This is a genomic window from Streptomyces sp. NPDC093252, assembly GCF_040683675.1.
Lineage (GTDB): Bacteria > Actinomycetota > Actinomycetes > Streptomycetales > Streptomycetaceae > Streptomyces.
The window spans coordinates 358434-382873 of the sequence record NZ_JBFBEM010000008.1; the positions used below are offsets into that span (position 1 = coordinate 358434).

Annotated in this window: 20 protein-coding genes, 1 pseudogene and 1 riboswitch; of the genes and pseudogenes, 13 read left to right on the forward strand and 8 right to left on the reverse strand. The window is 72.5% G+C overall.

Annotation, left to right across the window (positions count from 1 at the left end):
• Positions 1 to 80: 80 nt before the first annotated feature.
• Positions 81 to 1307: an MFS transporter gene (locus AB0O01_RS19390; RefSeq protein WP_365314849.1), complete on the reverse strand. Its 1227-nt coding sequence runs from the start codon at positions 1305 to 1307 to the stop codon at positions 81 to 83.
• Positions 1308 to 1497: 190 nt separating this feature from the next.
• On the opposite strand from AB0O01_RS19390, the gene AB0O01_RS19395 reads away from it, so the two are divergent.
• Positions 1498 to 2685 carry an ROK family transcriptional regulator gene (locus tag AB0O01_RS19395; RefSeq protein WP_365314850.1) on the forward strand — a complete coding sequence of 396 codons (1188 nt, stop codon included), beginning with the start codon at positions 1498 to 1500 and terminating at the stop codon, positions 2683 to 2685.
• Positions 2686 to 2846: 161 nt separating this feature from the next.
• Here AB0O01_RS19395 and AB0O01_RS19400 read toward each other — a convergent pair whose 3' ends face one another.
• The 3 genes from AB0O01_RS19400 to AB0O01_RS19410 all read right to left on the reverse strand — a co-directional run bounded on the left by AB0O01_RS19400 (position 2847) and on the right by AB0O01_RS19410 (position 7430).
• A complete protein-coding gene (locus AB0O01_RS19400; RefSeq protein WP_365314852.1) occupies positions 2847 to 3596 on the reverse strand; it encodes an NAD(P)H-binding protein in 750 nt (249 codons plus the stop codon).
• Positions 3597 to 3699: 103 nt separating this feature from the next.
• Positions 3700 to 4584, reverse strand: coding sequence for an RNA polymerase sigma-70 factor (locus AB0O01_RS19405; protein ID WP_365314853.1), 885 nt, complete (start codon positions 4582 to 4584; stop codon positions 3700 to 3702).
• A 566-nt stretch (positions 4585 to 5150) separates the two neighbouring features.
• Positions 5151 to 7430: a glycosyl hydrolase family 18 protein gene (locus AB0O01_RS19410; RefSeq protein WP_365314951.1), complete on the reverse strand. Its 2280-nt coding sequence runs from the start codon at positions 7428 to 7430 to the stop codon at positions 5151 to 5153.
• A gap of 458 nt (positions 7431 to 7888) precedes the next feature.
• Positions 7889 to 8019: riboswitch (FMN riboswitch) on the forward strand.
• A 151-nt stretch (positions 8020 to 8170) separates the two neighbouring features.
• Here AB0O01_RS19410 and AB0O01_RS19415 point away from each other — a divergent pair.
• The 9 genes from AB0O01_RS19415 (at position 8171) to AB0O01_RS19455 (ending at position 15597) form a co-directional block, all read left to right on the forward strand.
• A complete protein-coding gene (locus AB0O01_RS19415; RefSeq protein ID WP_365314855.1) occupies positions 8171 to 8854 on the forward strand; it encodes a riboflavin synthase in 684 nt (227 codons plus the stop codon).
• A complete protein-coding gene (locus AB0O01_RS19420; RefSeq protein WP_365314857.1) occupies positions 8851 to 9498 on the forward strand; it encodes a nicotinamide mononucleotide transporter family protein in 648 nt (215 codons plus the stop codon). The genes AB0O01_RS19415 and AB0O01_RS19420 overlap by 4 nt, the downstream gene beginning before the upstream one ends.
• A complete protein-coding gene (locus AB0O01_RS19425) occupies positions 9495 to 10790 on the forward strand; it encodes a bifunctional 3,4-dihydroxy-2-butanone-4-phosphate synthase/GTP cyclohydrolase II (RefSeq protein ID WP_365314859.1) in 1296 nt (431 codons plus the stop codon). Before AB0O01_RS19420 ends, AB0O01_RS19425 begins: the two co-directional genes overlap by 4 nt.
• A 45-nt stretch (positions 10791 to 10835) precedes the next feature.
• On the forward strand, positions 10836 to 11342 hold the full coding sequence (gene ribH, locus AB0O01_RS19430; protein WP_365314860.1) for a 6,7-dimethyl-8-ribityllumazine synthase: 507 nt from the start codon (positions 10836 to 10838) through the stop codon (positions 11340 to 11342).
• A 13-nt stretch (positions 11343 to 11355) separates the two neighbouring features.
• Positions 11356 to 11628 carry a phosphoribosyl-ATP diphosphatase gene (locus AB0O01_RS19435; RefSeq protein WP_355733200.1) on the forward strand — a complete coding sequence of 91 codons (273 nt, stop codon included), beginning with the start codon at positions 11356 to 11358 and terminating at the stop codon, positions 11626 to 11628.
• A 44-nt stretch (positions 11629 to 11672) separates the two neighbouring features.
• Positions 11673 to 12521, forward strand: coding sequence for an ATP phosphoribosyltransferase (gene hisG, locus AB0O01_RS19440; protein ID WP_365314862.1), 849 nt, complete (start codon positions 11673 to 11675; stop codon positions 12519 to 12521).
• Positions 12522 to 12551: 30 nt separating this feature from the next.
• Positions 12552 to 13010, forward strand: coding sequence for a PH domain-containing protein (locus AB0O01_RS19445; RefSeq protein ID WP_365314864.1), 459 nt, complete (start codon positions 12552 to 12554; stop codon positions 13008 to 13010).
• A gap of 209 nt (positions 13011 to 13219) precedes the next feature.
• A complete protein-coding gene (locus AB0O01_RS19450) occupies positions 13220 to 14545 on the forward strand; it encodes a hemolysin family protein (protein WP_365314865.1) in 1326 nt (441 codons plus the stop codon).
• Complete coding sequence (locus AB0O01_RS19455) at positions 14542 to 15597, forward strand: hemolysin family protein (protein WP_365314866.1); 1056 nt, start codon at positions 14542 to 14544, stop codon at positions 15595 to 15597. The genes AB0O01_RS19450 and AB0O01_RS19455 overlap by 4 nt, the downstream gene beginning before the upstream one ends.
• Positions 15598 to 15606: 9 nt before the next feature.
• Here AB0O01_RS19455 and AB0O01_RS19460 read toward each other — a convergent pair whose 3' ends face one another.
• Both AB0O01_RS19460 and AB0O01_RS19465 read right to left on the reverse strand, forming a co-directional pair.
• Positions 15607 to 17520, reverse strand: a complete 1914-nt coding sequence (locus AB0O01_RS19460; protein WP_365314868.1) for an AAA family ATPase — start codon at positions 17518 to 17520, stop codon at positions 15607 to 15609.
• A gap of 480 nt (positions 17521 to 18000) precedes the next feature.
• Positions 18001 to 18702, reverse strand: coding sequence for a hypothetical protein (locus AB0O01_RS19465; protein WP_365314869.1), 702 nt, complete (start codon positions 18700 to 18702; stop codon positions 18001 to 18003).
• Positions 18703 to 18933: 231 nt separating this feature from the next.
• Between AB0O01_RS19465 and AB0O01_RS19470 the strand changes: the two genes are divergently transcribed.
• The 3 genes and pseudogenes from AB0O01_RS19470 to AB0O01_RS19480 all read left to right on the forward strand — a co-directional run.
• Positions 18934 to 20295: a peptidase C39 family protein gene (locus AB0O01_RS19470; RefSeq protein ID WP_365314870.1), complete on the forward strand. Its 1362-nt coding sequence runs from the start codon at positions 18934 to 18936 to the stop codon at positions 20293 to 20295.
• Between the two features lie 177 nt (positions 20296 to 20472).
• Positions 20473 to 20637 carry an SCO1431 family membrane protein gene (locus AB0O01_RS19475; RefSeq protein ID WP_365314871.1) on the forward strand — a complete coding sequence of 55 codons (165 nt, stop codon included), beginning with the start codon at positions 20473 to 20475 and terminating at the stop codon, positions 20635 to 20637.
• Positions 20638 to 20707: 70 nt separating this feature from the next.
• Positions 20708 to 21397 (forward strand): annotated as a pseudogene (locus tag AB0O01_RS19480) (TetR/AcrR family transcriptional regulator); the annotation flags it as partial.
• A gap of 225 nt (positions 21398 to 21622) precedes the next feature.
• Here the strand turns inward: AB0O01_RS19480 and AB0O01_RS19485 are convergent.
• Both AB0O01_RS19485 and AB0O01_RS19490 read right to left on the reverse strand, forming a co-directional pair.
• On the reverse strand, positions 21623 to 22885 hold the full coding sequence (locus tag AB0O01_RS19485; RefSeq protein WP_365314872.1) for a glycosyl hydrolase family 18 protein: 1263 nt from the start codon (positions 22883 to 22885) through the stop codon (positions 21623 to 21625).
• Between the two features lie 880 nt (positions 22886 to 23765).
• Positions 23766 to 24203: a hypothetical protein gene (locus AB0O01_RS19490; protein ID WP_365314874.1), complete on the reverse strand. Its 438-nt coding sequence runs from the start codon at positions 24201 to 24203 to the stop codon at positions 23766 to 23768.
• Positions 24204 to 24440: the final 237 nt, after the last annotated feature.

A 24440-nucleotide genomic window follows, 5' to 3' on the forward strand; every position in this document is an offset into this window, starting at 1 on the left:
CCCCGCCCGACGGCGCCTGGGAACCGCACCCCCCCCGGACGACGGCACCCGCGAGCCGCCTCCCCCGCCGCCCGCGGGCCCTACGCCTGCCGCTCGCTCACCGCCGGGCTCGCCCCCGCCGCCCCCGCCTTCGGCCGCCCCCGGTCGCCGGAGCGCAGCACCCGCGCGAACACGGCCAGCCCGCTCGCCAGCACCGTCACCAGCGCGAACGACACCACCAGACTGGTCAGTTGGGCCAGCCCGCCGATCGCGCTGGGCGCGACCAGGCCCGAGGTGTACGTGATGGTCGCGACGCCCGCGATGGCCTGGCTCGGGTTGGGTCCGCTGCGCGCGGCGGCGGCGAAGCACAGCGGGACGACCACCGCGATGCCCAGCCCCATCAGGGCGAAGCCGCCCATGGCGACCGCCGGATGGCCGCCGAACACGATCAGCAGCCCGCCGAACACGGCCAGGAACCCGCCGGAGCGGACCGTGCGGACGGCGCCGTAGCGGTCGACCACCCGGTCCCCGGCGATCCGGGCGATGGCCATGGTGAGGGTGAAGCCGGTGGTGCAGGCCGCCGCGAGCCCGGCCGAGGTGCCGAGACGGTCCTCCAGATAGACCGCCGACCAGTCCAGGCTGGCGCCCTCCGCGAACACCGCGCAGAACCCGACCGCGCCGATCAGCACCGCCGACTTCGGCGGCAGCGCGAACCGCGGCGGCGGCTCCTCGTCCTCGGCGGGCTGGAGATCCAGCACCCAGGTGCAGGCGATCAGCCCGAGCACGGTCAGCACCCCGGCCGCTATCAGATGGTGCAGCCGGGCGTCCGTGCCCAGATGCGCGGCCAGCGTGCCGCCCACCGAGCCCAGCAGCGCGCCCGCGCTCCACATGCCGTGCAGCCCGGACATGATCGAGCGGCCCAGCCGGTTCTCGACCTCGACGCCGAGCGCGTTCATCGCCACGTCCGCCATGCCCGAGGTGCCGCCGAACACGAACAGGGCCAGGCACAGCGTGGCCAGGTTCGGTGCCATCGAGGGCAGGATCAGTGCCAGCGTCCACAGCGCCAGCAGCCCGCGCAGCGCGGTCCTCGCCCCGAACCGGTGACTGATCCGGCCCGCCAGCGGCATCATCAGCGACGCGCCCAGCGCCGGGAAGGCCAGCGCCAGACCCAGTTGACCGGCGCTCACCCCGGCGTGGTCCTGGATCCACGGCACCCGGGTGGCGAACGAGCCGGTCACCGACCCGTGCACCAGGAAGACGGCGGCCACCGCGAAGCGGGCTTGCCGCACCGCCCGTGGACCATGGATCCGTTCGGTCGTCCCACTCATCTGTCGACCCCTCCCCGTTGTTCTCCGTGCGGAGCGTTCTCCCTGCGGAGCGTTCTCCTGTGGACGCGCGGGCCCCCGCCTTGGCGGTGCCCTGCGCCCGGCGTAAACTATCAGGGTCCCTGCCTGATAGATAGTGTGAATTCCGGAGGCCGTGATCGGCGCGGCCCCGCCCGTCTGGGAGGATCCCGGCATGCCCGCATCCCCGAGCACCGCCCGGGTCATCAACGACCGGCTCGCCCTGCGTCTGCTCCAGGACGAGGGCCCGCTGACGGCAGGTCAGCTCAAAACGCTGACCGGACTGTCCCGCCCCACCGTCGCCGACCTGGTGGAACGGCTCACCGCCGCCGGACTGATCGAGGTGGTCGGCGAGGCCGGCGAGCAGCGCCGCGGCCCCAACGCCCGGCTCTACGGCATCGTCGCGGGCCTCGCCCAGCTCGCCGCGCTCGATGTGCGCACCGAGGGCATCTCCGTGATCGTCTCCGACCTGCTGGGCGCGGTACTGGCCGAGTCGGCGCTGCCGATAGGCGGTGAATTGGGCACCGGACCGGCCCTGGAGCAGGCGGTGGCCCTGGTGGAGCGGACCGCCGAGGAGGCCGGCGCCGACCGGCTGCACACCATCGGCATCGGCGCCCCCGGCCTCATCGACCCGGCCACCGGCGAACTCCGCGACTCCAAGGGCCTGCCCGAATGGCACCGCAGGCTGGCCGCCGCCCTCCAGGAACGGATGCCCGGGGCCCGCGTCACCCTCGACAACGAGACGAACCTCGCCGCGGTCGCCGAACAGCGCGAGGGCGCCGCCCTCGACCGCGACACCTTCGTCCTGCTCTGGCTGGGCCACGGCGCCGGCGCCGCCGTCGTCCTGGACGGCATCCTGCGCCGCGGTGCCTCCGGAGGCACCGGCGAGATCGGCTTCCTCCCGGTCCCCGGCACCTCCGGCCTGCCCTCGGCGACGGACTGCGAGGGCGGCTTCCACTCCCTGGCGGGCTCGACGGCGATCGAACGCCTGGCCGCCGGACACGCCCTCCCGGCACCGGACCCGCTCCCCGGCGAGCCCGCGGCGGCGTCCCTGGTCCGGCTGGCGGCGGGCCGGTCGGCCACCCACGCCCCCTCCGCCGCCTTCCTCGACACCCTCGCCGACCGCGTCACCATCGGCGCGGCCTCCGTGGTGGCGATCCTGGACCCCGGCTGTGTGGTGCTGGGCGGTGAGATCGGCGCGGCGGGCGGCCCCGACCTCGCCGCCCGCGTGGAGACCCGGCTGCGCCGGATGTCCCCCCTCCCGACGGAGGTCCGCCCCACGACGCTGGGCGGCACGGCGGTCCTCAGAGGGGCGCTCCTGACAGCGAGGGACCGGGCACAGGAGGAGGTGTTCGCCCCGTAGAACCGGGCGAGCCGCTTGGTGAGCGGCCTGTTGAGCCGCCTGGTGAGCGGCTTGACGGGCGGCCGGATGGACAGCCTGGTGAGCGGCCCACTGCCCGGCCCACTGCCCGGCTCAGTGCCTGGCCCACTGTCCGGCTCGGTGCCCGGCCCGCGGCCCGCCCCTCACCCCCCGAACCGCTCCGCCACGTACTCCTCGAACGTCCCCTTCCCCACCACCGCCCCCTCCCGCGTCAGATGCTCCCCGGCCCGCAGCGCCCGGTACGCCCGCCCGAAGAGCGGCACCCGTACGACCCGCCGACGCTTCCCGGTCGCCGCCGCCGCGTAGGCGAGCGCCAGGGACTCCAGCGACCGGACCTCGGGCCCGCCCAGATCCGGCACCCGCCCGGCGGGCGCGCCCAGCGCCAGTTCCACCAGCCGGTCCGCGACCTCCCCGACCGCCACCGGCTGGTCGTCCACCCCCGCGGGCACCGGCAGTACCGGCGACTTGGCCAGCACCGCGCAGAGCTGCGCCACCAGATCGTGGAACTGCGTGGCCCGCAGCACCGTCCAGCCCAGCCCCGACCCCGCCACCAGCCCCTCCACGGCCAGCTTGGACCGGTAGTAGCCGATCGGCAGCGCGTCCACCCCCACGATGGAGATGTAGACCAGATGCCCGACCCCGGCCCCCCGCGCGGCGGCGATCAGCCGCTCCGCCGCCTTCTCGTCGCCCCCGCGCGGCGAACTCGCGCAGTGCACGACCGTGTCCGCCCCGGCGACGGCCGCGTCCAACCCGGCACCGCCCTTGCGCAGATCGACGGCGTACGGCTGCGCGTGCCGACTGAGGACCCGTACCTCGTGCCCGGCCGCCCGCAAGCGCTCGGTGACGAGCCGGCCGAGGGTTCCGGTACCGCCGGTCACCAGGATCGTGCTCATGCTGTTCAGCCCCTTCGAGGCAGCGCGCGTCCCCGGCCGGGACGCCCTGTGCCCACTGGGACCGGACAGCCGCCCGGAATGTGACAGCCGGGCCGCGCCCCGTTCAGACCCCGCCGAGCTGCCGCCGTACGAAGTCCAGCTTGTCCGGGTTGACCACGGCCCGCACATCGGTGATCCGGCCGTCGTGGACGTCGAACGCGGCGACCGCCGTGATCCGGTCCCCGGCCCAGGCGACGAGGCCGGGGCCGCCGTTGATCTCGGCGACCGTGTAGCGCAGACCGGCCAGGAGTTTCCGGCCGCCGCCGAGCAGGAAGCGGACCACCTTGAGCCGGCCCTCGATGGGCCGGGGTGCCGCGACGGCCTTCCCGCCGCCGTCCCCGTACCAGGTGACGTCCTCGGCGAGCACCTTCTCCAGCCCCGCGAGATCGCCGTCCCGGGCGGCGGTGAGGAAGGAGGCGACGAGTTCCGCCTGCCGCTCCGGCTCGGCCGGGAACCGGGACTCCTCGGCCGCCAGATGCGCGGTGGCCCGGCGGTAGAGCTGACGGCAGTTCGCCTCCGTCAGATCGAGCACCCCGGCGATCTCCCGGTGCCCGTACCCGAACGCCTCGCGCAGGACGTACACCGCCCGCTCGGTCGGCGTGAGCCGCTCCAGCAGCACCAGCACGGCCAGCGAGACGGCGTCGCGCTGCTCGGCGGACTCCAGCGGGCCGAGGGCGCCGCCGGAGGTGACGACCGGCTCCGGCAGCCAGGTGCCGACATAGCGCTCCCGGCGGACCCGGGCGGAGGTGAGCCGGGTGAGGCAGAGATTGGTGACGACCTTGGCGAGCCAGGCCGCCGGATGCTCGATCGGCTCCCGGTCGGCGCCGCTGAACCGCAGATACGCGTCCTGGACGATGTCCTCCGCCTCGTCGGCGGAGCCGAGCATCCGGTAGGCCAGCCCGAACATCCGGGGCCGGTGGGTCTCGAAGATCTCGACGCTGCTCGCCATGAACCAACCATGACAGCACGGCCCCCGGCCGGGAGAGGCCGGGGGCCGTACGGGGAACCGGGAGGGGGCTTGGGGGAACCCGGCGGCGGGCAAGGGCCGTCGTCACCGCCGCCGGGTCCGTTTCTGGGGGTGGCTCCGCCGGTTGGGGCGGGCGGGTCCGGGGTGCTTCCCGGTCCTGCCGGTTGGGGCGGCGGGGCTGGGGTTGCTCCCGGTCCTGCCGGTCGTGCCGGAGGCCGTCCCGGCCGCCCCGCCCCCGGTCGAGCGGGCGGGACGGGGGAGCCCTACCCACCACCGCTCCCCGGCGAGGGTCGGCCCCGCCTGTTCACGGTGAGCCCCGGAGGGGGCTGGCCGCGCCCGGTCGGGACGAACCCCGGAGGGGGCGGGCCGGTCCGGACGAACCCCGCAGGGGGCGGGCCGGTCCGGACGAACCCCGGAGAGGGCGGGTCCGTCCGGACGAACCCCGGAGAGGCTGCCCCGTCAGGGCGAACCCCTACGGGCCAGGCCGGCCCCCCGATCCCGGGTCGGCCCCCGGATCCCCGATCCCGGTGCGCCCCCGGAGGGGAGGTTCAGCAGACCCCCTGGTCCTGCCACACCCCCCACTCACCCGTCGTCCCCGGCTCCTCGCCCTTCGTCCACCACTTGGCCTTCCAGCTCTTGCCCTTGTGGGAGACGACCGTGCCGGTGCCGTACTCGGCCGTCGCGCTCCACGCCGCCGGGACGCACGGGCCCGTCGGGGTGGGGCTCGGGGTGCCGCCCGTGCCGCCGCCCGGCTCGACCACCGTCGTGCCGCGGGCCAGATCACCGGCCAGGGCGTAGGTCTTGCCGCCGAAGGTCACCGTCCAGTTGGAGGGCGTGGAGACCGGCATGTAGTAGACGAAGTCCAGCTCCACCGAGGCGCCGGGCGCCAGCGTCTGCCAGGCCGGGAGCTTCAGCGAGACCCGGTGGAAGTCGCCCTTCAGCCCGCCCACGTTGTTCGCCGCGGTGTGGTCGGAGCGCACGATCGTGGTGCCCCAGCCGGACTGGTCCTTGGCGTTGCCCGGCGCGGAGGTGGCGTAGTCGAACTGGAACTCCGTACCGCCCGGCAGGGTCGCCGTCGTGTTGTTGGTGATCTTCAGCTTGGGGCTGATCGGGTAGTTGGTGTCACCCAGCGGGAACTGCCCGAAGTCCACGTCCACCTTCACGGCCTCCGTCGGCAGCGCGGTGGTGGACTTCTTGGCGCCGTACGGGGTGGCCGCCTTGTACTTGTCGTACATCAGCGTGATCAGCGAGTCGCCCGGCTCGTACTGGCCCTTCGCGGCGTTCCAGTCGTAGTCGCCGGCCAGCTCCCAGATCATGGTGCCGCCGAGGCCCTTGTCGATCACGTAGTCGGTCTTGGTGGTGATGGACTGCTCGTCCTCGGTGGAGATGAAGACCTTCTTCTCGGCGTTCCACAGCCACGGCGAGACCAGCGTCGGGTCGTACTTGCGGACGTAGGTGCCGGTCAGCTTGGTGTCCGCGGGCAGCCCGAACTTGGTGAGGTAGTCGGGGACGATCCCCTTCTCCAGGTTCTTGGCGTGCCACATCGGGTTGAACCCGGCCGGGGACTCCTGGCCGTTGGTGTCCTTGTCGTGCCAGACGTTGTCGATCCCGACCGCGCCGTCACCGCACTTGGTCAGCCCCGAACCCGCCGGGCAGCTCGTCGCGGACGCCTTGCCCCACAGTCCGTCCGTGCCGCCCTGGACGTTCTTCCAGCCCCGGGTGTACGTCGGCACACCGATGTTGATCCGCCCGGCCGGCATCGAACCGCGGAAGTAGTGGTACGCCCAGTCGGTGTTGAGGTACCCGATCCCGCCGTACTGGGACGTGGTGTAGATGCCGGACCCGGCCAGCTCGGTGTCCTTGCCGTCGTCGTAGAGCGCGGCGTTGGGCCCGACGTGCTCGTTCCAGGTCCCGTGCAGGTCGTAGGACATGATGTTGACGTAGTCCAGGTACTTCTGGACCTGGAAGGTCTCCATGCCGCGCAGCAGATAGCCGGAGGAGGGCGCGGCCACGGTGAGCAGATAGTGCTTGCCGTCGGCGGCCGAGGCGCGGTCCAGCTTCTCGCGCAGGGTCTTCATCAGCGCCGCGTAGCTCTTGTTGAGCCCCGCCCGGCGGGCGTTGGCCACCGCCCAGTCGGCAGGGTTGCCCGCGTCCTTCATGGAGGTCGGGTACTCGTAGTCGATGTCGAGCCCGTTGAAGCCGTAGGTCCGCAGGAACTCGACCGCGGAGTCGGCGAAGGTGTCGATACCGGCCTGGTTGACCGAGCCGTCGGCGTTGGTGGTCGTCTTGTAGAACCCGGCGCTGTCGGCCCAGCCGCCCACCGAGATCAGGGTCTTGACGTCCGGGTGCTGCTTCTTGAACTTGGTCAGCAGATTGAAGTGGCCCTTGTAGGGCAGGGCCGGGTCCATCTCCGCGCCGGGGACACCCGGGAAGGTCATCCCGGTGTTGGGGTTGTCCGCGCCGGCCGCGCCGATGCTGATCTTGTTCGCGGAGTCGATGCCCGCGAAGGCGTAGTTGATGTGGGTGATCTTGTCCCACGGGATGTCGCTGGCGAGGTACGCGGGCCTGCCGTCCTGGCCGGTGCGCCAGTTGGCGAAGTAGCCGATGATCCGGCGCTGGTGGTCCGCGCCCAGCTTCTCGCGGCCCTCGCTGTCGTAGACCGAGCAGTAGGGGACCTCGACGCCGGGGGTGCGGTACAGCCCGTCGGGGCGACATGACTCCTGGTCGGCGGCGTGCGAGACGGTCGCCGGGAGTCCGGCGAGCAGCAGTCCCGCGACCGCTCCGGCGGCGGCGAGCAGGGCGGGTCTCGCGCGGCCGGGGGACGGGATGCGTGAGGGGGAAGGCACAGTCGGTTCCTCTCCACGGAAGTTGCGAGGACAGTAAAGAGGACTAGACCAGTGCGTCAATAGGTATGGACCAATTGCAACGGGGGGTGCCCGGAGGGGAGTTGGGCCGGTCAGGCGGGTACCGGCCGGGCGGCGGCCCCGGCGAAGGCTGGGTGAAGGCCGGGCGAAGGCTGGGAGAAGCCTGTGCGGGCCGGGGTCCCGGCCGGATCCGGGCCGGATCCGGGCCGGATCCGGGCCGTGGACGAAGGGTCCCGCGCCCGCCGCCCGCCCGCCGCCCCTTCGGGCATCCTTCAGTCACCCTTGAGCCGCTCTTGAGCCTCCCTTCAGGTAACCCTCCGCAACCCCCCGCCACCCCGCGTGAGAATCCCTGTGAGTCAGCCCACAAACGCCCGCCCGTATGGATGTCCCGGCGGCGTGGCACACTGGCTGGGTAACAACAGCAGCGCACTCCGGGGTCGGTGAAAGTCCGAACCGGCGGTTACAGTCCGCGACCCGGTCGCCTCCAGCGACCGGTTGACCAGGTGAAATTCCTGGACCGACGGTTAAAGTCCGGATGGGAGGCAGTGCGCGGCGGGCGAGTTTTTCCGGTACGCCGCCGTAGTGGTCCGTCCGTGGTTCCCACGGGCCGTCCCCGGCGTCGCCGCCGGTGTTCTCGCGCGCAGAGTCTGTCGTCCTCGACAGCCCCCGGAGTCCGTGCCCGAAGAGGCAGGAGGACCCGGGAAGTGTTCACCGGAATCGTCGAAGAGCTGGGCGAGATCACCGCCGTCGAGAACCTCGACGACGCCTGCCGCTTCCGGCTCCGCGGCCCCGTCGTCACCGAGGGCGCCCGGCACGGGGACTCCATCGCCGTCAACGGCGTCTGCCTCACCGTCGTGGACCACGAGGGCGACGAATTCACCGCCGATGTCATGGCCGAGACCCTCAAGCGCTCCAGCCTCGGTGCCCTGACCGTCGGCTCCCGCGTCAACCTGGAACGCCCGACCGCCGTGGGCGCCCGCCTCGGCGGCCACATCGTCCAGGGCCATGTCGACGGCACCGGCACGGTCCTCGCCCGCACCCCCTCCGAGCACTGGGAGATCGTGCGGATCTCCCTGCCCGCCGGGCTCGCCCGGTACGTGGTCGAGAAGGGCTCCATCACCGTCGACGGCATCAGCCTCACCGTCGTCGACGCGGGCGCCGACCACTTCACCGTCAGCCTGATCCCCACCACCCTCGCCCTGACCACCCTCGGCGTGAAACAGCCCGGCGACCCCGTCAACCTGGAGGTCGACATCATCGCCAAGTACGTCGAGCGGCTGCTCACCACCGGCGGCGGCACCCCGGCGACACCGGCACCGGAACATGCACCGACACAGGCACCGGCATCGACACAAGCACCGGCACCGGAACCGGGAGAACCCCGGTGAACTCCCTCAACTCCGAGGCGTTCGTCCTCTTCGGCCAGCACATCATCTGGTCGGACATGATCGGCAACCTCCTCGGTCTCGCCGCCCTCGCCCTCGGCTGGCGCCGCTCCCTGTGGACCTGGCCGGTGCAGTTCCTGTCCGGGCTGATCCTCTTCGGCGCCTTCTACGGCCATCTCACCGGCAGCGCGGGCAAACAGGCCGTCGTCATGGCCGTCGCCCTCTACGGCTGGTGGCAGTGGCGGCGCCGCAGCGCAGGCGGCCCCGCCGGGGACGGCCGGATCACCGTCCGTTTCGCCACCCGGCGCGAACGCGCCGCCCTGCTCGCCGCCGCGGCCGTCGGCACGGTCGGCGTGGCCCTGCTCTTCTCCGCCCACCCCTCCCTCTCCTGGGACCCCTGGCCCGACGCCTACATCTTCGTCGGCACGGTCGTCGCGATGTACGCCCAGGCCCGCGGCATGGTCGAGTTCTGGTTCGCCTGGCTGCTGGTCGACCTGGTCGGCGTCCCCCTCAACTTCGCCAACGGCTACGCCTTCTCCGGCTTCGTCTACGTCATCTACGGCGCACTCGTCCTGTGGGGCATGCGCGACTGGTGGCTGCGCACCCGCAAGGATGCGCGGCCCCTGATGGAAGGAGCGCACGCATGACCATGGCACCCGTCCTCCACCCGGCCGACGGCTTCGGGCACTTCGGCCTCGACCCCGTCGAGCGGGCCGTCGCCGATATCGCCGCGGGCCGCCCGGTCGTGGTCGTCGACGACGAGGACCGCGAGAACGAGGGCGATCTGGTGATCGCCGCCGAGAAGGCCACCCCCGAGATCGTCGCCTTCATGATGAGCGAGTGCCGCGGCATGATCTGCGCCCCCATGGAGGGCGAGGAACTCGACCGGCTGGACCTGCCGCAGATGGTCCGGGACAACACCGAGTCGATGCGGACCGCGTTCACCGTCACCGTCGACGCCTCGCCCGCGCACGGCGTGACCACCGGCATCTCCGCCGCCGACCGCGCCACGACCCTGCGCCTCCTCGCGAGCGGCACCGCCGCACCCGGCGACCTGGTCCGGCCCGGCCACATCTTCCCGCTGCGCGCCCGCCCCGGCGGCGTCCTGGTCCGCCCCGGCCACACCGAGGCCGCCGTCGACCTCGCCCGGCTCGCCGGACTGCGCCCGGCCGGCGCCATCGTGGAGATCGCCGGTGAGGACGGCCGGATGCTCCGGCTGCCCGAGCTGATCCCCTTCGCCCGCAAGCACGGCCTGACGATCATCTCCATCGAGGATCTGATCGCCCACCGCCGGGCCGCCGAGCCCGCCGTCCGCCGCGAGGCCGAGACCCGGCTGCCCACCGCCCACGGCACCTTCACCGCCTACGGCTACCGCTCGCTCACCGACGGCGTCGAGCATGTGGCGCTGGTCCACGGCGACCTCGGCGACGGCGAGGACGTCCTCGTCCGGATGCACAGCGAATGCCTCACCGGCGATGTCTTCCATTCCCTGCGCTGCGACTGCGGCCCCCAGCTCCGCACCGCGATGGAGCGCATCCAGACCGAGGGCCGGGGCGTGGTCGTCTACCTCCGGGGCCACGAGGGCCGCGGCATCGGCCTGCTCTCCAAACTCCGCGCCTACGAACTCCAGGAGCACGGCCGCGACACCCTGGACGCCAATCTGGAGCTGGGCCTGCCCGCCGACGCCCGGGACTACGCGGCCGGCGCCCGCATCCTCGCCGACCTCGGCGTGCACAGCCTGCGCCTGATGACCAACAACCCCGACAAGACCGACGCCCTCGTCCGGCACGGCCTGGCCGTCACCGGCCGGGAGCCGATGCCCGTCGGCGCGGGCGAGTTCAATCTGACCTATCTGCGCACCAAACGGGACCGGATGGGCCACGACCTGCCCTGGCTGGACACCCCCGCCGACCCGGCGGCCACCTGCGGCAACCAGTAGCGACCGACACCCGACCCCCCCGACGTACCGAGGAGAGAAACGAACGTGAGCGGCAAGGGCGCACCCGAACTGTCCGTGAGCGATGCCGGCGACCTGAGGGTCGGCGTGATCGCCGCGCAGTGGCACGAGAAAGTGATGGACGGACTGGTCGACGGCGCCCTGCGCGCCCTGCGCGACCTGGGCATCGCCGAGCCCACCGTGCTCCGCGTCCCCGGGAGCTGGGAACTCCCGGTGGCCGCCAAGGTCCTCGCCGACCGCGGCTACGACGCCGTCGTCGCCCTCGGCGTCGTCATCCGCGGCGGCACCCCGCACTTCGAGTACGTCTGCCAGGGCGTCACCGCCGGTCTCACCCGGGTCGGCACGGACACCGGGGTCCCCGTCGGCTTCGGCGTCCTCACCTGCGACACCGAGGAGCAGGCCCTCGACCGCGCCGGGCTGCCCGGCTCCGGCGAGGACAAGGGCCACGAGGCGGTGACCGCCGCCGTCGCCACCGCGGTCGCCCTGCGCTCACTATCCGAACCATGGCGAGAGGCGCCCCGGCACACCGCGTAAAGTGGGCGCCACCATGTCCAAGAAGACGTTCGAGGAGCTGTTCACCGAGCTCCAGCACAAGGCCGCCCACGGCGACCCCGCCAGCTCCCGCACCGCCGAACTCGTCGGCAAGGGCGTCCATGCCATCGGCAAGAAGGTCGTCGAGGAGGCCGCCGAGGTCTGGATGGCCGCCGAGTACGAGAGCAAGGACGCGGCGGCCGAGGAGATCTCCCAGCTCCTCTACCACGTCCAGGTGATGATGGTCGCCCGCGGCATCTCCCTGGACGACGTCTACGCCCACCTGTAAGCCCTGCGGAACCCCCTCCCTCCCACGCAAAGGAAGCCGACCTCATGCTGCGCATCGCCGTCCCCAACAAGGGTTCCCTTTCCGGCCCTGCGGCGGACATGCTGCATGAGGCCGGCTACCGCCAGCGCCGCGAGTCCAAGGAACTGCGGATCGTCGACCCGGTCAACGAGGTCGAGTTCTTCTACCTCCGCCCCCGCGACATCGCGATCTACGTCTCCTCCGGCCGCCTCGACATCGGCATCACCGGCCGCGATCTGCTGGTCGACTCCGGCGCCGGTGCCGAGGAGATCCTCCCGCTGGGCTTCGCCCGCTCCACCTTCCGCTACGCCACCAAGCCCGGCACCGCCGAGACCCTCGCCGACCTCGGCGGCAGGACCGTCGCCACCTCCTACGAGGGCATCGTCGCCAAGCACCTCGCCGACAGCGGCATCGACGCCTCCGTCGTCCACCTCGACGGCGCCGTCGAGACCGCCATCGAACTCGGCGTCGCCGAGGTCATCGCCGATGTCGTGGAGACCGGCACCTCACTGCGCAACGCCGGTCTGGAGGTGTTCGGCGAGCCCATCATGCAGTCCGAGGCGATCGTCGTCCGCCGCACCGGCGCCGATGTCGAGGAACCCAAGGTCCAGCAGTTCCTGCGCCGCCTCCAGGGCGTCCTGGTCGCCCGGACGTACGTGATGATGGACTACGACATCCGCGCCGAGCACCTCGAGGAGGCCGTGGCGATCACGCCCGGTCTGGAGGGCCCGACCATCTCCCCGCTGCACAACGAGGGCTGGGTCGCCGTCCGCGCGATGGTCCCGTCCAAGGACGCCCAGCGGCTGATGGACGACCTCTACGACATCGGCGCCCGCGCCATCCTCACCACCGCCATCCACGCCTGCCGCCTCTAGGGCGCACAGGGCCCGAGAGGTACCGAACCGATGCCGGACGAACCGACCGCGCTCCCCGTCACCTTCCGTCCCACCCGCACCCGGGCCGTGCTGCTCACCGCCGCCGCCGCGATCTTCACGGTGGTGACGGTGATGGCGCTGCTGCTGGACCGGCTCTCCACCGCCGAGCGGATCAGCTTCGTGTTCACCGCGGCCCTGCTCTCCGCCGTGGTGCTGGTCCTCGCCCGGCCCCGGGTGGTCGCGGACGACGCCGGGGTCACGGTCGTCAACTTCGCCAGCGCCCGCCGACTGGAATGGGCCGAAATCATCCGGGTCAATCTGCGGGTCGGCGACCCCTGGGTCTTTCTCGATCTCAGCGACGGCACCAGCCTCGCCGTGATCGGGATCCAGCCCGGTATCGCGAAGGAGCAGGCCATCGCCGATGCCCGCGCCCTGCGCGCCCTGGTCGAGGCCCGCTCCGGACAGCCGGCCGGCGGACAGCACGGCTGACCCGCCGCGTCCACCCTCCCGCGGGCGCCGCTGTCGTGATTAGTCTGGTCCCGGAGGCGTTTCGCTGCGCCCCCGCCCCCGTGGTCGCCCCCCGGCGCGCGGGGGTTCCAGCTACCCGAGGAGTGACTCCCTCCGGCGATGGACGGACCGTCCTGTAGTACCTGCGCCGCCCCCGGTCGACAACGCGTCGAGGTCGAGGCGGCGGCATCATGACCCTCCCCCTGCTCTTACTGGCGGCGGCTTTCCTGCTGATTCTCGCCAATGGATTCTTCGTGGCCGCCGAGTTCGGCCTGGTCACCGTGGAGCGCCCCGACGCCGAACAGGCCGCCGCCGACGGCGACCGCCGGGCCGCCACGGTCGTCGCCTCCCTCAAGGAACTCTCGTTCCAGCTCTCCGGCACCCAGCTCGGCATCACCCTCACCTCCCTGGTCGTCGGCATGCTCGCCGAACCCGCCCTGGCCCAGCTCCTGGACGGCCCGCTGCTCGCCACCGGGCTGCCCGGGGGCGCGGTCTCCGGGGTCGCCGTGGTCGTCGGGATGCTGCTGGCCTCCGCCGTGCAGATGGTGGTCGGCGAACTCGTGCCGAAGAACTGGGCGGTGTCCCGGCCGCTGGAGGTCGCCCGGTTCGTGGCCGGTCCCCAGCATCTCTTCGCCCGGGTGTTCCGCCCGCTGATCGCCGCCCTCAACGCGGTCGCCAACCAACTGGTCCGCACCCTCGGCTTCGAGCCCGCCGAGGAACTGGCCTCCGCCCGCACCCCCGGCGAACTCGTCTCCCTGGCCCGCCACTCCGCCCGCGCGGGCGCCCTGGAACAGGACACCGCGGACCTCTTCGTCCGCACCCTGTCCCTCGGCGGGCTGACCGCGCAGCACATCATGACGCCCCGGCTGAAGGTCGCCGCGCTCCAGGAGACGGCGACCGCCGAGGACGTCGTCAACCTGGTGCGGGCCACCGGGCTCTCCCGGTTCCCGGTCTACCGGGAGCGGATCGACGAGATCGTCGGCATGGCCCATCTCAAGGACGCCCTCGCGGTCCCGGTCCAGGGCCGGCTGCGCACCCCGGTCGAGCGGATCGCCCGCCCCGCGCTGCTGGTCCCGGAGACCCTGCCGGTGCAGCCGCTGCTGGCCAGGCTGCGCAGCGAGCAGCCCATCGCGGTCGTCGTCGACGAGTACGGCGGCACCGCCGGGGTGGTCACCCTGGAGGACATCGTCGAGGAACTCGTCGGCGAGGTCCGCGACGAGCACGACGGGCAGGACACGCCCGAGCTGTGCCCGGCCCCGCCCGAGGACGGCCGCCCCGCCTGGGACGCCGACGGAAGCTGCCGGGTCGACACCCTGCGCCGCATCGGCCTGGACGCCCCGGACGGACCGTACGAGACGGTCGCCGGGCTGGTCGCCGATCTGCTGGGCCGGATCCCGGCCGTCGGCGACCGGGCCGAGCTGCCCGGCTGGCGGCTCGCGGTGCGCCGGGTCGGGCACTACCGCGCCGAACGGGTCCGCCTGGTCCGCGCCGCCCCGGTGCCGGAGGCGGCCCGATGAGCGTGCTGCACCTGCTCTTCGCCGCGCTGCTGGTGCTGGCCAACGGGTTCTTCGTCGGCGCCGAGTTCGCCCTGGTCTCCGTCCGCCGCAGCCAGATCGAACCCCTCGGCACGGCCCGCGCCCGCCAGGTGCTGTACGGGCTGGAGCATCTGCCGAGGATGATGGCGGCGGCCCAGTTCGGCATCACCGTCTGCTCACTGACCCTGGGCGCGGTCGCGGAGCCGACGGTGGCCCACCTGCTGGAGCCGGTCTTCGCCTGGATCCGTCTGCCGGACGCCATGATCCACCCCCTGGGCTATGTCATCGCCCTCGCGGTGGTGGTCTTCTTCCATCTGGTGATCGGCGAGATGGTCCCGAAGAACCTGGCGATGGCCGCGCCGGAGAAGGCCGCGCTGTGGCTGAGCCCGGGGCTGGTCGCCTTCGCCCGGCTGTGCGGCCCGGTCACCAGCGCGCTCGGCGCCTGCGCCCGGGCCGTGCTGCGGCTCTTCCGGGTCGAGCCGAAGGACGAGGTCGAGGCCGTCTTCACCAGCGAGCAGCTCAACCGGCTGGTCGAGGACTCCGGCCAGGCCGGACTGCTCGGCCCCGAGGAGCAGGAGCGCCTGGAGGACGCCCTGGAGCTGGGTTCCCGCCCGGTGACGGATGTCCTGCTCGCCCGCGAGGGCCTGGTCACCGTCGATCCGTCGGTCACCCCGGCCCACCTGGTCGCCCTCACCGCGCGCACCGGCTACTCCCGGTTCCCGGTGGCGGCGGGGTCCGGCCCCTTCATGGGGTACCTCCATGTCAAGGACGTCCTGGATCTGGAGGACGCCTCCCGGGCGGTGCCGCAGCAGCTCTGGCGCCCCATGACGACCCTGCGCCCGGACCTCCCGCTGGACGACGCCCTCACCGTGATGCGCCGGGAGGCCACCCATCTCGCCCAGGTCGCGGACGCCTCCGGCCGGGTCCTGGGCCTGGTCGCCCTGGAGGACGTCCTGGAACTCCTGGTGGGGGAGGTGACGGACCCGGCCCACCCACCGGCGGCACGCCTGCCGGAACAGGTCCTGGCGACGTAGGGCGTGTCGTCAGATCGCCGACGGGTCCTGCGGCCCCCGCCCGGACAGCACCTCCCCGTACGCCTGCATCAGATCCGGCAGTCTCAGGGTCGCCAGGTCGTCGCGGGAGAGGGTGCCCGGGTAGCCGGAGAGCCGCAGGTCCCGGTAGGCGCAGCTCTTCTCGTACAGGGTGCGCAGGAACCGGCCGTTGCCGAGTTCGTCGATCCAGCCCTGGTCGACGACATGACCGGCGATGGAGCGCAGTTCGTCCAGGGCCTCCTCGTCCCAGACGTCGCCGTTCTCCGCGGCGAGCACCTCGCCGATGGAGGTGAGTTCCTGGGGGCGGTAGGAGGGGAAGTCGACGCGCGTCGTGAAGCGGGAGGAGAGCCCGGGGTTGGCGGCGAGCAGCCGGTCCATGCCCTCCGGGTATCCGGCGAGGATCACCACCAGATGGTCCCGGTTGTCCTCGGCCCGCTTCAGCAGCACCTGGAGCGCCTCGTCCCCGTACGCGTCCCCCTTGCCGTAGCCGGAGTTGGAGAGCGCGTACGCCTCGTCGACGAAGAGGACCCCGCCGAGCGCGGAGTCGATGAGTTCATTGGCCTTGACGGCGGTCTGGCCCAGATACTCGCCGACCAGATCGGCGCGCTGGGCCTCCACCAGATGGTCGCCGCCGAGCAGCCCGAGGGCGTAGAAGACCCGGCCGAGGATCCGGGCCACCGTGGTCTTGCCGGTGCCGGAGGGGCCGGAGAAGACGAAGTGACGTTTGGGCGGCTGCACCGGCAGCCCCTGCCCGGCCCGCAGCCGGGCCATGTTCAACTGTGCGGAGAGCGCCTTGACCTGGCGTTTCACCGGTTCCAGACCGACCATGCGCTCCAGTTCGGCGAGCGCCTCCTCAAGTAACGCGGCATCGGTCGGCCCGGCGGGCAGGGTGGGCTCGGGGGTGGTGGTCTTGGCCCTGACCACCGGGTCCGGCACCGGTGGCAGCGGTCCGGCCGGGGGCGGTCCGCCAGGGATACCGGGGATGCCGGGGATACCGGGGCCGGCGGGGCCCGGTTCGGTCAGCTTCAGATTGCGGTCCTCGGTGCCGAACAGCGGATCGAGCCCGTCCGGTCCGTCGAATCCGTCGGGTCCGACGCCGGTGAGGGTGAGCGCGGCGAGGCCGTCGGCGTCGTCGTAGCCGTCGCCCTCCGAGATGGCGGCGAGCCGGGCCGAGGTGTCCATGAAGGCGGGGTCGACCCGGTGCACCGCCCGGTAGAGGGGGAGCGCGGCGGCGCTGCGGCCGGTGCCCTCGTGCGCCCGCGCCAGCCAGTAGCGCAGTTCCTTGCGCTGCGGCTGTTCGCTGCGGCAGCGCATCAGCGCCCCCGACAGCATCGGCTCGGCCTGCCCGTACATCTCCAGCCGGACCCGGGCCATGCCGCCGAAGAGCCCGGCCTCGATACCGAGCAGCGGATCACCGAGCAGCGGGTCGGTGTGCCGGACCAACTGCTCCCAGTCCTTGACCAGATAGGAGCGGCAGGCGTGCAGAAAGCGGACCTGGGGGTCGGTGTCGACCGGCGGGAGACCGGCCAGCGCCCGGTCCAGCTCCGGCACATGCCGTCCGTCCAGCCAGTGCGAGGCGTGCGCGAGCAGCAGATCGCGCGGGCTCTCCAGCACCGGCTGCACCCACCAGCCCAGCCAGTACCAGGAGTTGAGCGTCCGGCGATGGCGGGCGCGCTGCTCGCCGAAGCGGTCGCGGTGGCGGTGCATCCGCAGCAGCGCGGTCGTGGTGTCGACCCTGAGCGCGTGCAGTCCCAGCCAGCCGTCGGCCATGCCCGGGTCGATCCTGACCGCGGTCCGGAACTCGTCCTCGGCCTGCGGATAGGCCCCCATGGTGTAGGCGTCCACACCTCTGAGCCAGGCCAGATCGGCGGGGGCCTCGGGGCCGCCCTGCGTGCCGAAGTCCATCAACGTCCCCCCACGAACCGTGCCCCCGTCGGTGTCCCGCCGGGCCGTCCCCCGGTGGCCGCCGGTCTCGCCAACCACGGGGCGGCGGACCGGAGTTGCCAGGTGCGCGAAGCGGTCGTCCACCAGGTCGCACCGAGGGCATGGTACCCGCGGCGGCTGGGCCCGCCGTAGGGTGCCGCACCTGCTGTTTGACGAGGTGGGAGCAGACAGGGCGCACACCGCACGGTGACCCTGGGTGACCGTGGGGCCGCGCTGGGCATGCGGAGAGGAGGTGGAGGAAACGGTTGAAAAGGGAAAGGCGGGAGCCCGAAAGGGGGAGAGGGCAGAACGAAGCCCCCGATCACGGGGGAACAACCGGGGGCTTCGCGTCCTGCGGCGGCCTCGACGGGCCGCACATTCAGAACGTAAGTCCTGTACGGGCCTTGGGTCAAGCCGAGTTGAAGCACCGCATCAAGTTCGAATGCAAGGGCCTTCACAAGTTCAGCACATTGGCGCGGGTCCCTCACCCTCGGTGACCGTCTGGTCCGGACCTGCGGTCATCAGCGGCCCCGGCAGCACCGCGTACCCCTCGTGAGTCCGGCGTATCAGCATCTGTGCGCGGGGGCGTGAAGGGTCCCCGGCGAAGTGCCGGTCCTCGGCGGCGACCCACCCGGCCCAGAACTCCCGCTGCTCCGCCCCGTCCCGCTCCCGCCCCCGCGCCCAGGCCGTCTCGCGCGGCACGTCCATCCACAGCAGCCCCGCCAGATACGGGCGCAGCGCGCGCCGCCCCGCGCCGACGCCCTCGATCAGCACCACCGGGGCGGCGGGCAGGGTCCGGGGGGTGCCGAAGGCGCGGGTCTGCCAGTCGTAGGGGGAGTAGCGGGCGCTCTCGCCACGGGCGAGTGGGGCGATCACCTGTTCGAGGAGTCGGTCGGTCCAGTCGAAGAGCGCGGTGTGGGTGGCGATGTCGTCGAGGTGGAGGACCGGGACGGCGGCGCTCCCGCCGGGCAGCGCCTCGGCCAGGTGGGCGGTGAACGTCGTCTTCCCCGAGCCCGCGTGCCCGTCGACCGCGATCAGCCGCACCGGCCCGCAGGACGGCGGCAGCGCGGCGAGCCGCCCGGCGAGGGCGGCCAGCGGGGCAGCCGGTGGGGGAGCCGGTGGGGAGGTCCGCGTGCGCGGGGCGGGGTCGCTGCGGTGGGGCATCTCCCCATCATCGCTGGTACGGGTGGGGGAGCGGGCGCGGGGCGGCCCCGGTCCGGTCAGGGGAGAGCGGGGCGCGGGGCGGCCCCGGTCGGCATCAGTGGACCAGACCCATATTGGTGCCCGCCGCACGGTCCGGGATGCTGGCCGGACCCCGTTCCCGGCGGTCATAGTGGCCCCACGCGGTCGGCCCGGCCGCGCGCCCGTCCATGGACTCCGGGGGGTCACTCACCCATGCGCAGCGCCGAACAGCCGTCCCGCAGAATCGTTCTGGCCGCGACCGTGGCCGCCGCCGTCGCCGGGGGCACGGCCTCCGCCTCCGCCGGGCCCCGCCGGGGGGCCGGAGATTCCGGCCGCGCCCCGGCCCGCCCGGTGGACAACCGGGCCTGGACCTCGTACGACGACTGGCGGTCCGGGGTCGCGCGGGGGACGCGGGCGGTGCCCGGGAGCCGTCCCGGGCTGGTGATCGGGTCGGCGGCCGGGACCGCCGAGTACCGCGACCCGCACACCGGGACCACCGCCGACTGGGAGTACGCCACCTGGACCTCGCCCGTGCACCGGCTCACCGTGCCGGCCACCGAGGCCATCGCCTCCTGGAACGCCCGCACCCCCGCCGGGACCTGGCTCCAGATCGAACTGACCGGCACCTACTCCGACGGCACGGCCACGCCCTGGTACGTCCTCGGCCGCTGGGCGTCGGGCGACGGCGATCTGCGGCGCACCTCGGTGGACGACCAGGGCGACGGCCGCAGCAGCGTCTGGACCGACACCTTCGCCATCGACGACCCGGCGTCCGGGCTGCGGCTGGTCGCGTACCAACTGGGGCTGACCCTGTACCGCAGGCCCGGCACCCGGCTCACCCCGACCGTCTGGCGGGCCGGGGCGATGGGCTCCGACATCCCCGACCGCTTCACCGTCCCCGCGTCGGCGCCCGCCCTCGCCGCCGAACTGGCCGTCCCGCGCTACTCCCAGGAGATCCACAAGGGCCGCTACCCGGAGTACGACAACGGCGGCGAGGCGTGGTGCAGCCCCACCTCCTCGCAGATGATCATCGAGTACTGGGGCGGGCGGCTCACCGAGGAGCAGCTCTCCTGGGTCGACCCGTCCTACCCCGACCCCCAGATCTGCCACGCGGCCCGGCACACCTACGACCACCAGTACGCGGGCTGCGGGAACTGGCCCTTCAACGCCGCCTACGCGGGCACCTTCGACGGCCTCCAGGGCGTGGTGACCCGGCTGACCTCGCTCACCGAGGTGGAGACGCTGGTGGAAGCGGGCATTCCCGTCATCACGTCCCAGTCGTTCCTGGAGTCCGAGCTGACCGGCGCCGGATACGGCACCGCGGGGCATCTGATGACGGTGATCGGCTTCACCGCCGACGGCGATGTCATCGCCAACGACCCCGCCTCGCCCAGCAACGACGCCGTCCGCAGGGTCTACCGGCGCCGCGAGTGGGAGACCATCTGGCTGCGCACCAAGCGCTACAACGCCTCCGGCAAGATCGCCTCCGGTACCGGCGGGATCTGCTACCTCTACTTCCCGGCCCGTCCGAACGCCCGCAGGCGCAAGGCCCTCGCCGCGGTCGGCGTGCGCTGACCCCTCCCGCCGCCCCTTCCCGCCGCCCCCACCCGTTGCCCCTCCCGTGGGGCCCGCTCCGGTACGGCTGTGACCAAGCTCTCGGCCGCGAAAGCCGCCGATGGTGGCAAGGTGGACGGATCGGCACACCGCCGACCCGGGGGATTCCACCGTACGCACGACCGGAGCGAGATCCCTATGACCGCGCACTCCACCGCACCCGGCACTCCCGCCGCCGCCCCACGATCCCGGGCCCGCACCGGCGGCCCCCGCACGGACGGCCCCAGGATCGCCGAGCAGGTGGCCGGCTGGACCCTGGTCGTGGTGATCGCGATGCTGATCACCCAGCTCGGCCTGGTCTGAAGGGCCCGTTCCGCCACGCCGATCTCCGGGGCGGGGCCGACCTGGCATACTGCTCAGCTCTGCCGCCCGGATGAGACCAGGGTCGAATGTGAGTACCAGTCAACGGCGTGACACCGCCCCCCGTCCCGGGCCCCGCGGCACCGAACGCTCCCTGGCCCGCCGCGCCGAACTCATCGCCATCGGCCGGGGACTCTTCGCCGACACGTCCTACGACGCCCTGTCGATGGACGACATCGCCCGCCAGGCCCGGGTCGCCAAGGGCCTCATCTACTACTACTTCCGCTCCAAGCGCGGCTACTACCTGGCCATCGTGGAGGACGCGGTCTCCGAACTGGTCACCTCCGCCGCCGGAGGTCTGGACCTCGCCCCGGCGGACCGGGTCCACCGCACCATCGACGGCTATCTCCGCTACGCCGAGCACCACCAGGCTGCCTACCGGACCATCGTCAGCGGGGGCGTCGGCTTCGACACCGAGGTGCAGGCCATCCGGGACGGGGTGCGCGAGGCGATCGTCGACACCATCGCCGAGGGCGCCTACGGCAGCCGGGAGATCACACCGGTCGCCCGGGTCGCGCTGCTGAGCTGGATCTGCGGGGTGGAGGGCGCCGCCCTCGACTGGATCGCCCGCCCGGTCCCGGGCCACGACATCCTGGACCGCGACACCCTGGGCCGACTGCTGGTCAAGACCCTCGGCGCGACCCTGCGCGCGGTGGAGGAGATGGACCCCGCCCTGCGCGCACCGGGCCCGGCCCGCCGGGATGGGGTGGCGGCGTCGCGGGAGGGGGTTCCGGTGCCTCGGGAAGGGGTTCCGGCGTCCCGGGAGGGGGTTCCGGCGCCTCGGGAAGGAGTACCGGTGCCCCGGGAGGAGGTTCCGGCGTCGCGGGAGGGCGTATCGGCGCCCCGGGAGGGGTGATCCGTCCCGGGGACGGAAACGCCTCGGGGCGGGAATCCGCCGATTCCCGCCCCAAGTCCTGTGCGGTACCCGCTACTTGATGGACTTGATCAGCTCACCGTTCGCGGTGTCGCCGCTCAGCTCCCAGAAGAAGGTGCCGCCCAGGTCCTGACGGTCCTTGTACTTCATCTTGGTGCCGATGGTCCCCGGGGTGTCGTAACTCCACCAGTTGTCACCGCACTTGGCGTAGGCGGTGCCGCCCACGGTGCCGGTCGCCGGGCAGGTGTTCTTGAGGACCTTGTAGTCCTCGAACCCGGCCTCGTAGGTGCCGGCCGCCGGTCCGGTCGCCGTGCCACCGGGCTCCGCCTGGGTGACCCCGGTCCAGCCGCGGCCGTAGAAGCCGATGCCGAGCAGCAGCTTGGACGACGGGATGCCGAGGCTCTTCAGCTTGGCGATGGTCGCCGCGGAGTTGAAGTCGGCGTTCGGGATGCCCGGGTAGGCGGTCAGCGGCGAGTGCGGCGCGGTCGGACCGGCCGCGGCCCAGGCGCCGAAGAAGTCGTACGTCATCGGCAGGTACCAGTCGACGTACCGGGCCGCGCCCGCGTAGTTCGCGGCGTCGATCTTGCCGCCCGCGCTGGCGTCGGCGGTGATGGCGGCGGTGACCAGGTTGCGCTTGCCGAACTCGGCGCGCACCGCCTTCATCAGCGCCGGGAAGGACTCGCGGCCACTGGTGTCACAGGTGGCGCCGCAGGCGTTCGGGTACTCCCAGTCGATGTCGATACCGTCGAAGACGTTCTTCCACTGCGAGTTCTCGACCAGGTCGTAGCAGGACTCGGCGAACGCGGCCGGGTCCTGCGCCGCCTCACCGAAGCCACCGGACCAGGACCAGCCGCCGAACGAGTACAGCACCTTGATGTGCGGGTACTTCTTCTTCAGTTCGAGGATCTGGTTGAAGGTGCCCTTCAGGGGCTGGTCCGCGGTGTCCGCGACGCCGTCCACCGACTCGGCGGCGGTGTAGGCCCGTTCGGTCGCCGCGTAGCTGTCACCGATCGCGCACTTGCCGTCGACCACATTGCCGAAGGCGTAGTTGATGTGGGTGAGCTTCTTCGCCGAGCCCGAGGTGTCGATGTTCTTGACCAGATAGTTGCGGCCGTACGTGCCCCACTCGGTGTAGTAGCCGATCACCTTGTCGGAGCTGCGGTGGGACGCCGACTGCGCTGCCGCGTTGGCGACCGCGGCCTCGGGCTTCGCCGAGGCACTGGTCGCACCGGCCAGCAGCCCGGCGCCGAGGACGGTCGTACACACCGTTGCCACGAGCGCCCGGAATCTGGCGCGGGGTCGGTGGAGAGAACGCATCAAGAATCTCCTGGGGGAGGGAAAGAGCGCGGGGCCTATTGGCATGAACGCGTAGATGCGGCGATGAACGGCACCTTAGGAGGACTAGACCAGTCGGGTCAATGGTTCGGACCAATTCCGGCCATGAGGGGGGTGGCCGGGGGGAGTTGGGAAGATGAGGGGAGGTGTCGGAGGTGCGGGCGGCGGCGGCGTCGGAGGGCGGGTCAGCGGGTGCCGCCCCATGGGTCCCGATCGGCGCTGAACTCGCCGGGCCGCACCACCTGCGCCACGAGCCGGACCCACTCCGGGTCGGGGTGCCCCGGGAGGGTGCGCCCGCGATGCGCCCAGGTGTGCAGCAGGGCGTGGTAGAGGGGTGCGTCGGGCGCGGGGTGGGGCTGGGGGTGGGACTGAGGATGTGGCTGTGGGGGGTGCTGGGGGTGTGGCTGGGAGGGGTGCTCCGGGTGGCGTGTGCTGCTCTGCCGAATCGATTCTTCGGACGACTGTGCCGCCGTTGTCGTCTGCTCCGCGGGTACCGGTCCCACCGGCACCGGTACGAAGGTCTGCTGTCGCCGCCCGGTCGTCGTCGCGTGTCTGGGGGTCATACCAGGGCAACGCACCCGGCCGGGGGCAGGTCACCGATGGCCCGATCCGAGCGTCAGTTCGTCAACACGCCCCCCGGTGGTCCACTCCGGCGGTCCCGCGCGCCATGGATGTCCCCGGGCGTCCCCGGGCGTCCAGGAGTTTCCCCGGGTGTACCTGGCTGTACCTGGCTGGGTGTCCCCGGATGTCCCTGGAGGTACGCACGCCGAAGCCGCACCACGGCGGTCTGCGGTGTCGTGGCGCGGGGCGTCCATCGGAACGGAAGGGAATGCGCGGGGCGGCCGACCGGCCGGCGGAGCCGTCAGGCGGCGTGGCGGCGCATCTCGGGGACGCGCATCGGGCGCGAGCCCGGACCGCCCACGTGGGAGAAGGGCTGGGTCCGCCAGTCGAGGCCCTGGGGCAGCGTCAGCAGCAGCGCGGTGCCCTGCTCCTGCGGCTCGACGGAGGCGTCGGCGGACCGGGCGTCGGTGGCCCGGCGGCCGGTGCCGGCGCAGACCGTGAGGCCGAACGGGTTCCACGGCGAGACGCACAGCGCGTGCTCCGGCAGGAACTCCTCGTCCGCCAGCAGCGCGATGGGCTGAGCGCAGTCCGGGCAGATCACCCGGTACATCTCGAAGGTGTCGTACGCGTCGAGTTCATCGGCGTCGAGGGCGTCGGTATCGACGCCCTCCGGCGCGAGTTCCAGGACCGGCTGGGGTCGCTTGGGTGCGGTGCGACCAGGGCGCTTAAGACTCTGCATTGGGTTCTCCCCCTCGGGCTGGGCCGTGACGGCGCTGCGGCCTCGACCACAGCAAGCACTTCCCGTCCGCTCTTCGGGGTAATCACGAGAGGATCACGAAGCGTGCTCAGGGCTTGTGGTGTTCGTCACATGCCGTCCGCGGGTGCCCGCCACCGTGAAAACGACGGCCCGATGACCCCCGAGTCCCTCCCGGGCCGCCGCCGCGTACATCACGAACGGGGTATGACCTGTGCCTCT

Bases quoted from the DNA above. Each gene is read 5' to 3' on its own strand.
- AB0O01_RS19400 (WP_365314852.1), bottom strand. From the start codon at position 3,596: ATGAGCACGATCCTGGTGACCGGCGGTACCGGAACCCTCGGCCGGCTC.
- hisG (WP_365314862.1), top strand. From the start codon at position 11,673: ATGCTGCGCATCGCCGTCCCCAACAAGGGTTCCCTTTCCGGCCCTGCG.
- AB0O01_RS19460 (WP_365314868.1), bottom strand. From the start codon at position 17,520: ATGGACTTCGGCACGCAGGGCGGCCCCGAGGCCCCCGCCGATCTGGCC.
- AB0O01_RS19485 (WP_365314872.1), bottom strand. From the start codon at position 22,885: ATGCGTTCTCTCCACCGACCCCGCGCCAGATTCCGGGCGCTCGTGGCA.
- AB0O01_RS19425 (WP_365314859.1), top strand. From the start codon at position 9,495: ATGACCATGGCACCCGTCCTCCACCCGGCCGACGGCTTCGGGCACTTC.
- AB0O01_RS19395 (WP_365314850.1), top strand. From the start codon at position 1,498: ATGCCCGCATCCCCGAGCACCGCCCGGGTCATCAACGACCGGCTCGCC.
- AB0O01_RS19465 (WP_365314869.1), bottom strand. From the start codon at position 18,702: ATGCCCCACCGCAGCGACCCCGCCCCGCGCACGCGGACCTCCCCACCG.
- AB0O01_RS19405 (WP_365314853.1), bottom strand. From the start codon at position 4,584: ATGGCGAGCAGCGTCGAGATCTTCGAGACCCACCGGCCCCGGATGTTC.
- AB0O01_RS19435 (WP_355733200.1), top strand. From the start codon at position 11,356: ATGTCCAAGAAGACGTTCGAGGAGCTGTTCACCGAGCTCCAGCACAAG.
- AB0O01_RS19470 (WP_365314870.1), top strand. From the start codon at position 18,934: ATGCGCAGCGCCGAACAGCCGTCCCGCAGAATCGTTCTGGCCGCGACC.
- AB0O01_RS19455 (WP_365314866.1), top strand. From the start codon at position 14,542: ATGAGCGTGCTGCACCTGCTCTTCGCCGCGCTGCTGGTGCTGGCCAAC.
- AB0O01_RS19450 (WP_365314865.1), top strand. From the start codon at position 13,220: ATGACCCTCCCCCTGCTCTTACTGGCGGCGGCTTTCCTGCTGATTCTC.
- AB0O01_RS19475 (WP_365314871.1), top strand. From the start codon at position 20,473: ATGACCGCGCACTCCACCGCACCCGGCACTCCCGCCGCCGCCCCACGA.
- AB0O01_RS19490 (WP_365314874.1), bottom strand. From the start codon at position 24,203: ATGCAGAGTCTTAAGCGCCCTGGTCGCACCGCACCCAAGCGACCCCAG.
- AB0O01_RS19445 (WP_365314864.1), top strand. From the start codon at position 12,552: ATGCCGGACGAACCGACCGCGCTCCCCGTCACCTTCCGTCCCACCCGC.
- AB0O01_RS19390 (WP_365314849.1), bottom strand. From the start codon at position 1,307: ATGAGTGGGACGACCGAACGGATCCATGGTCCACGGGCGGTGCGGCAA.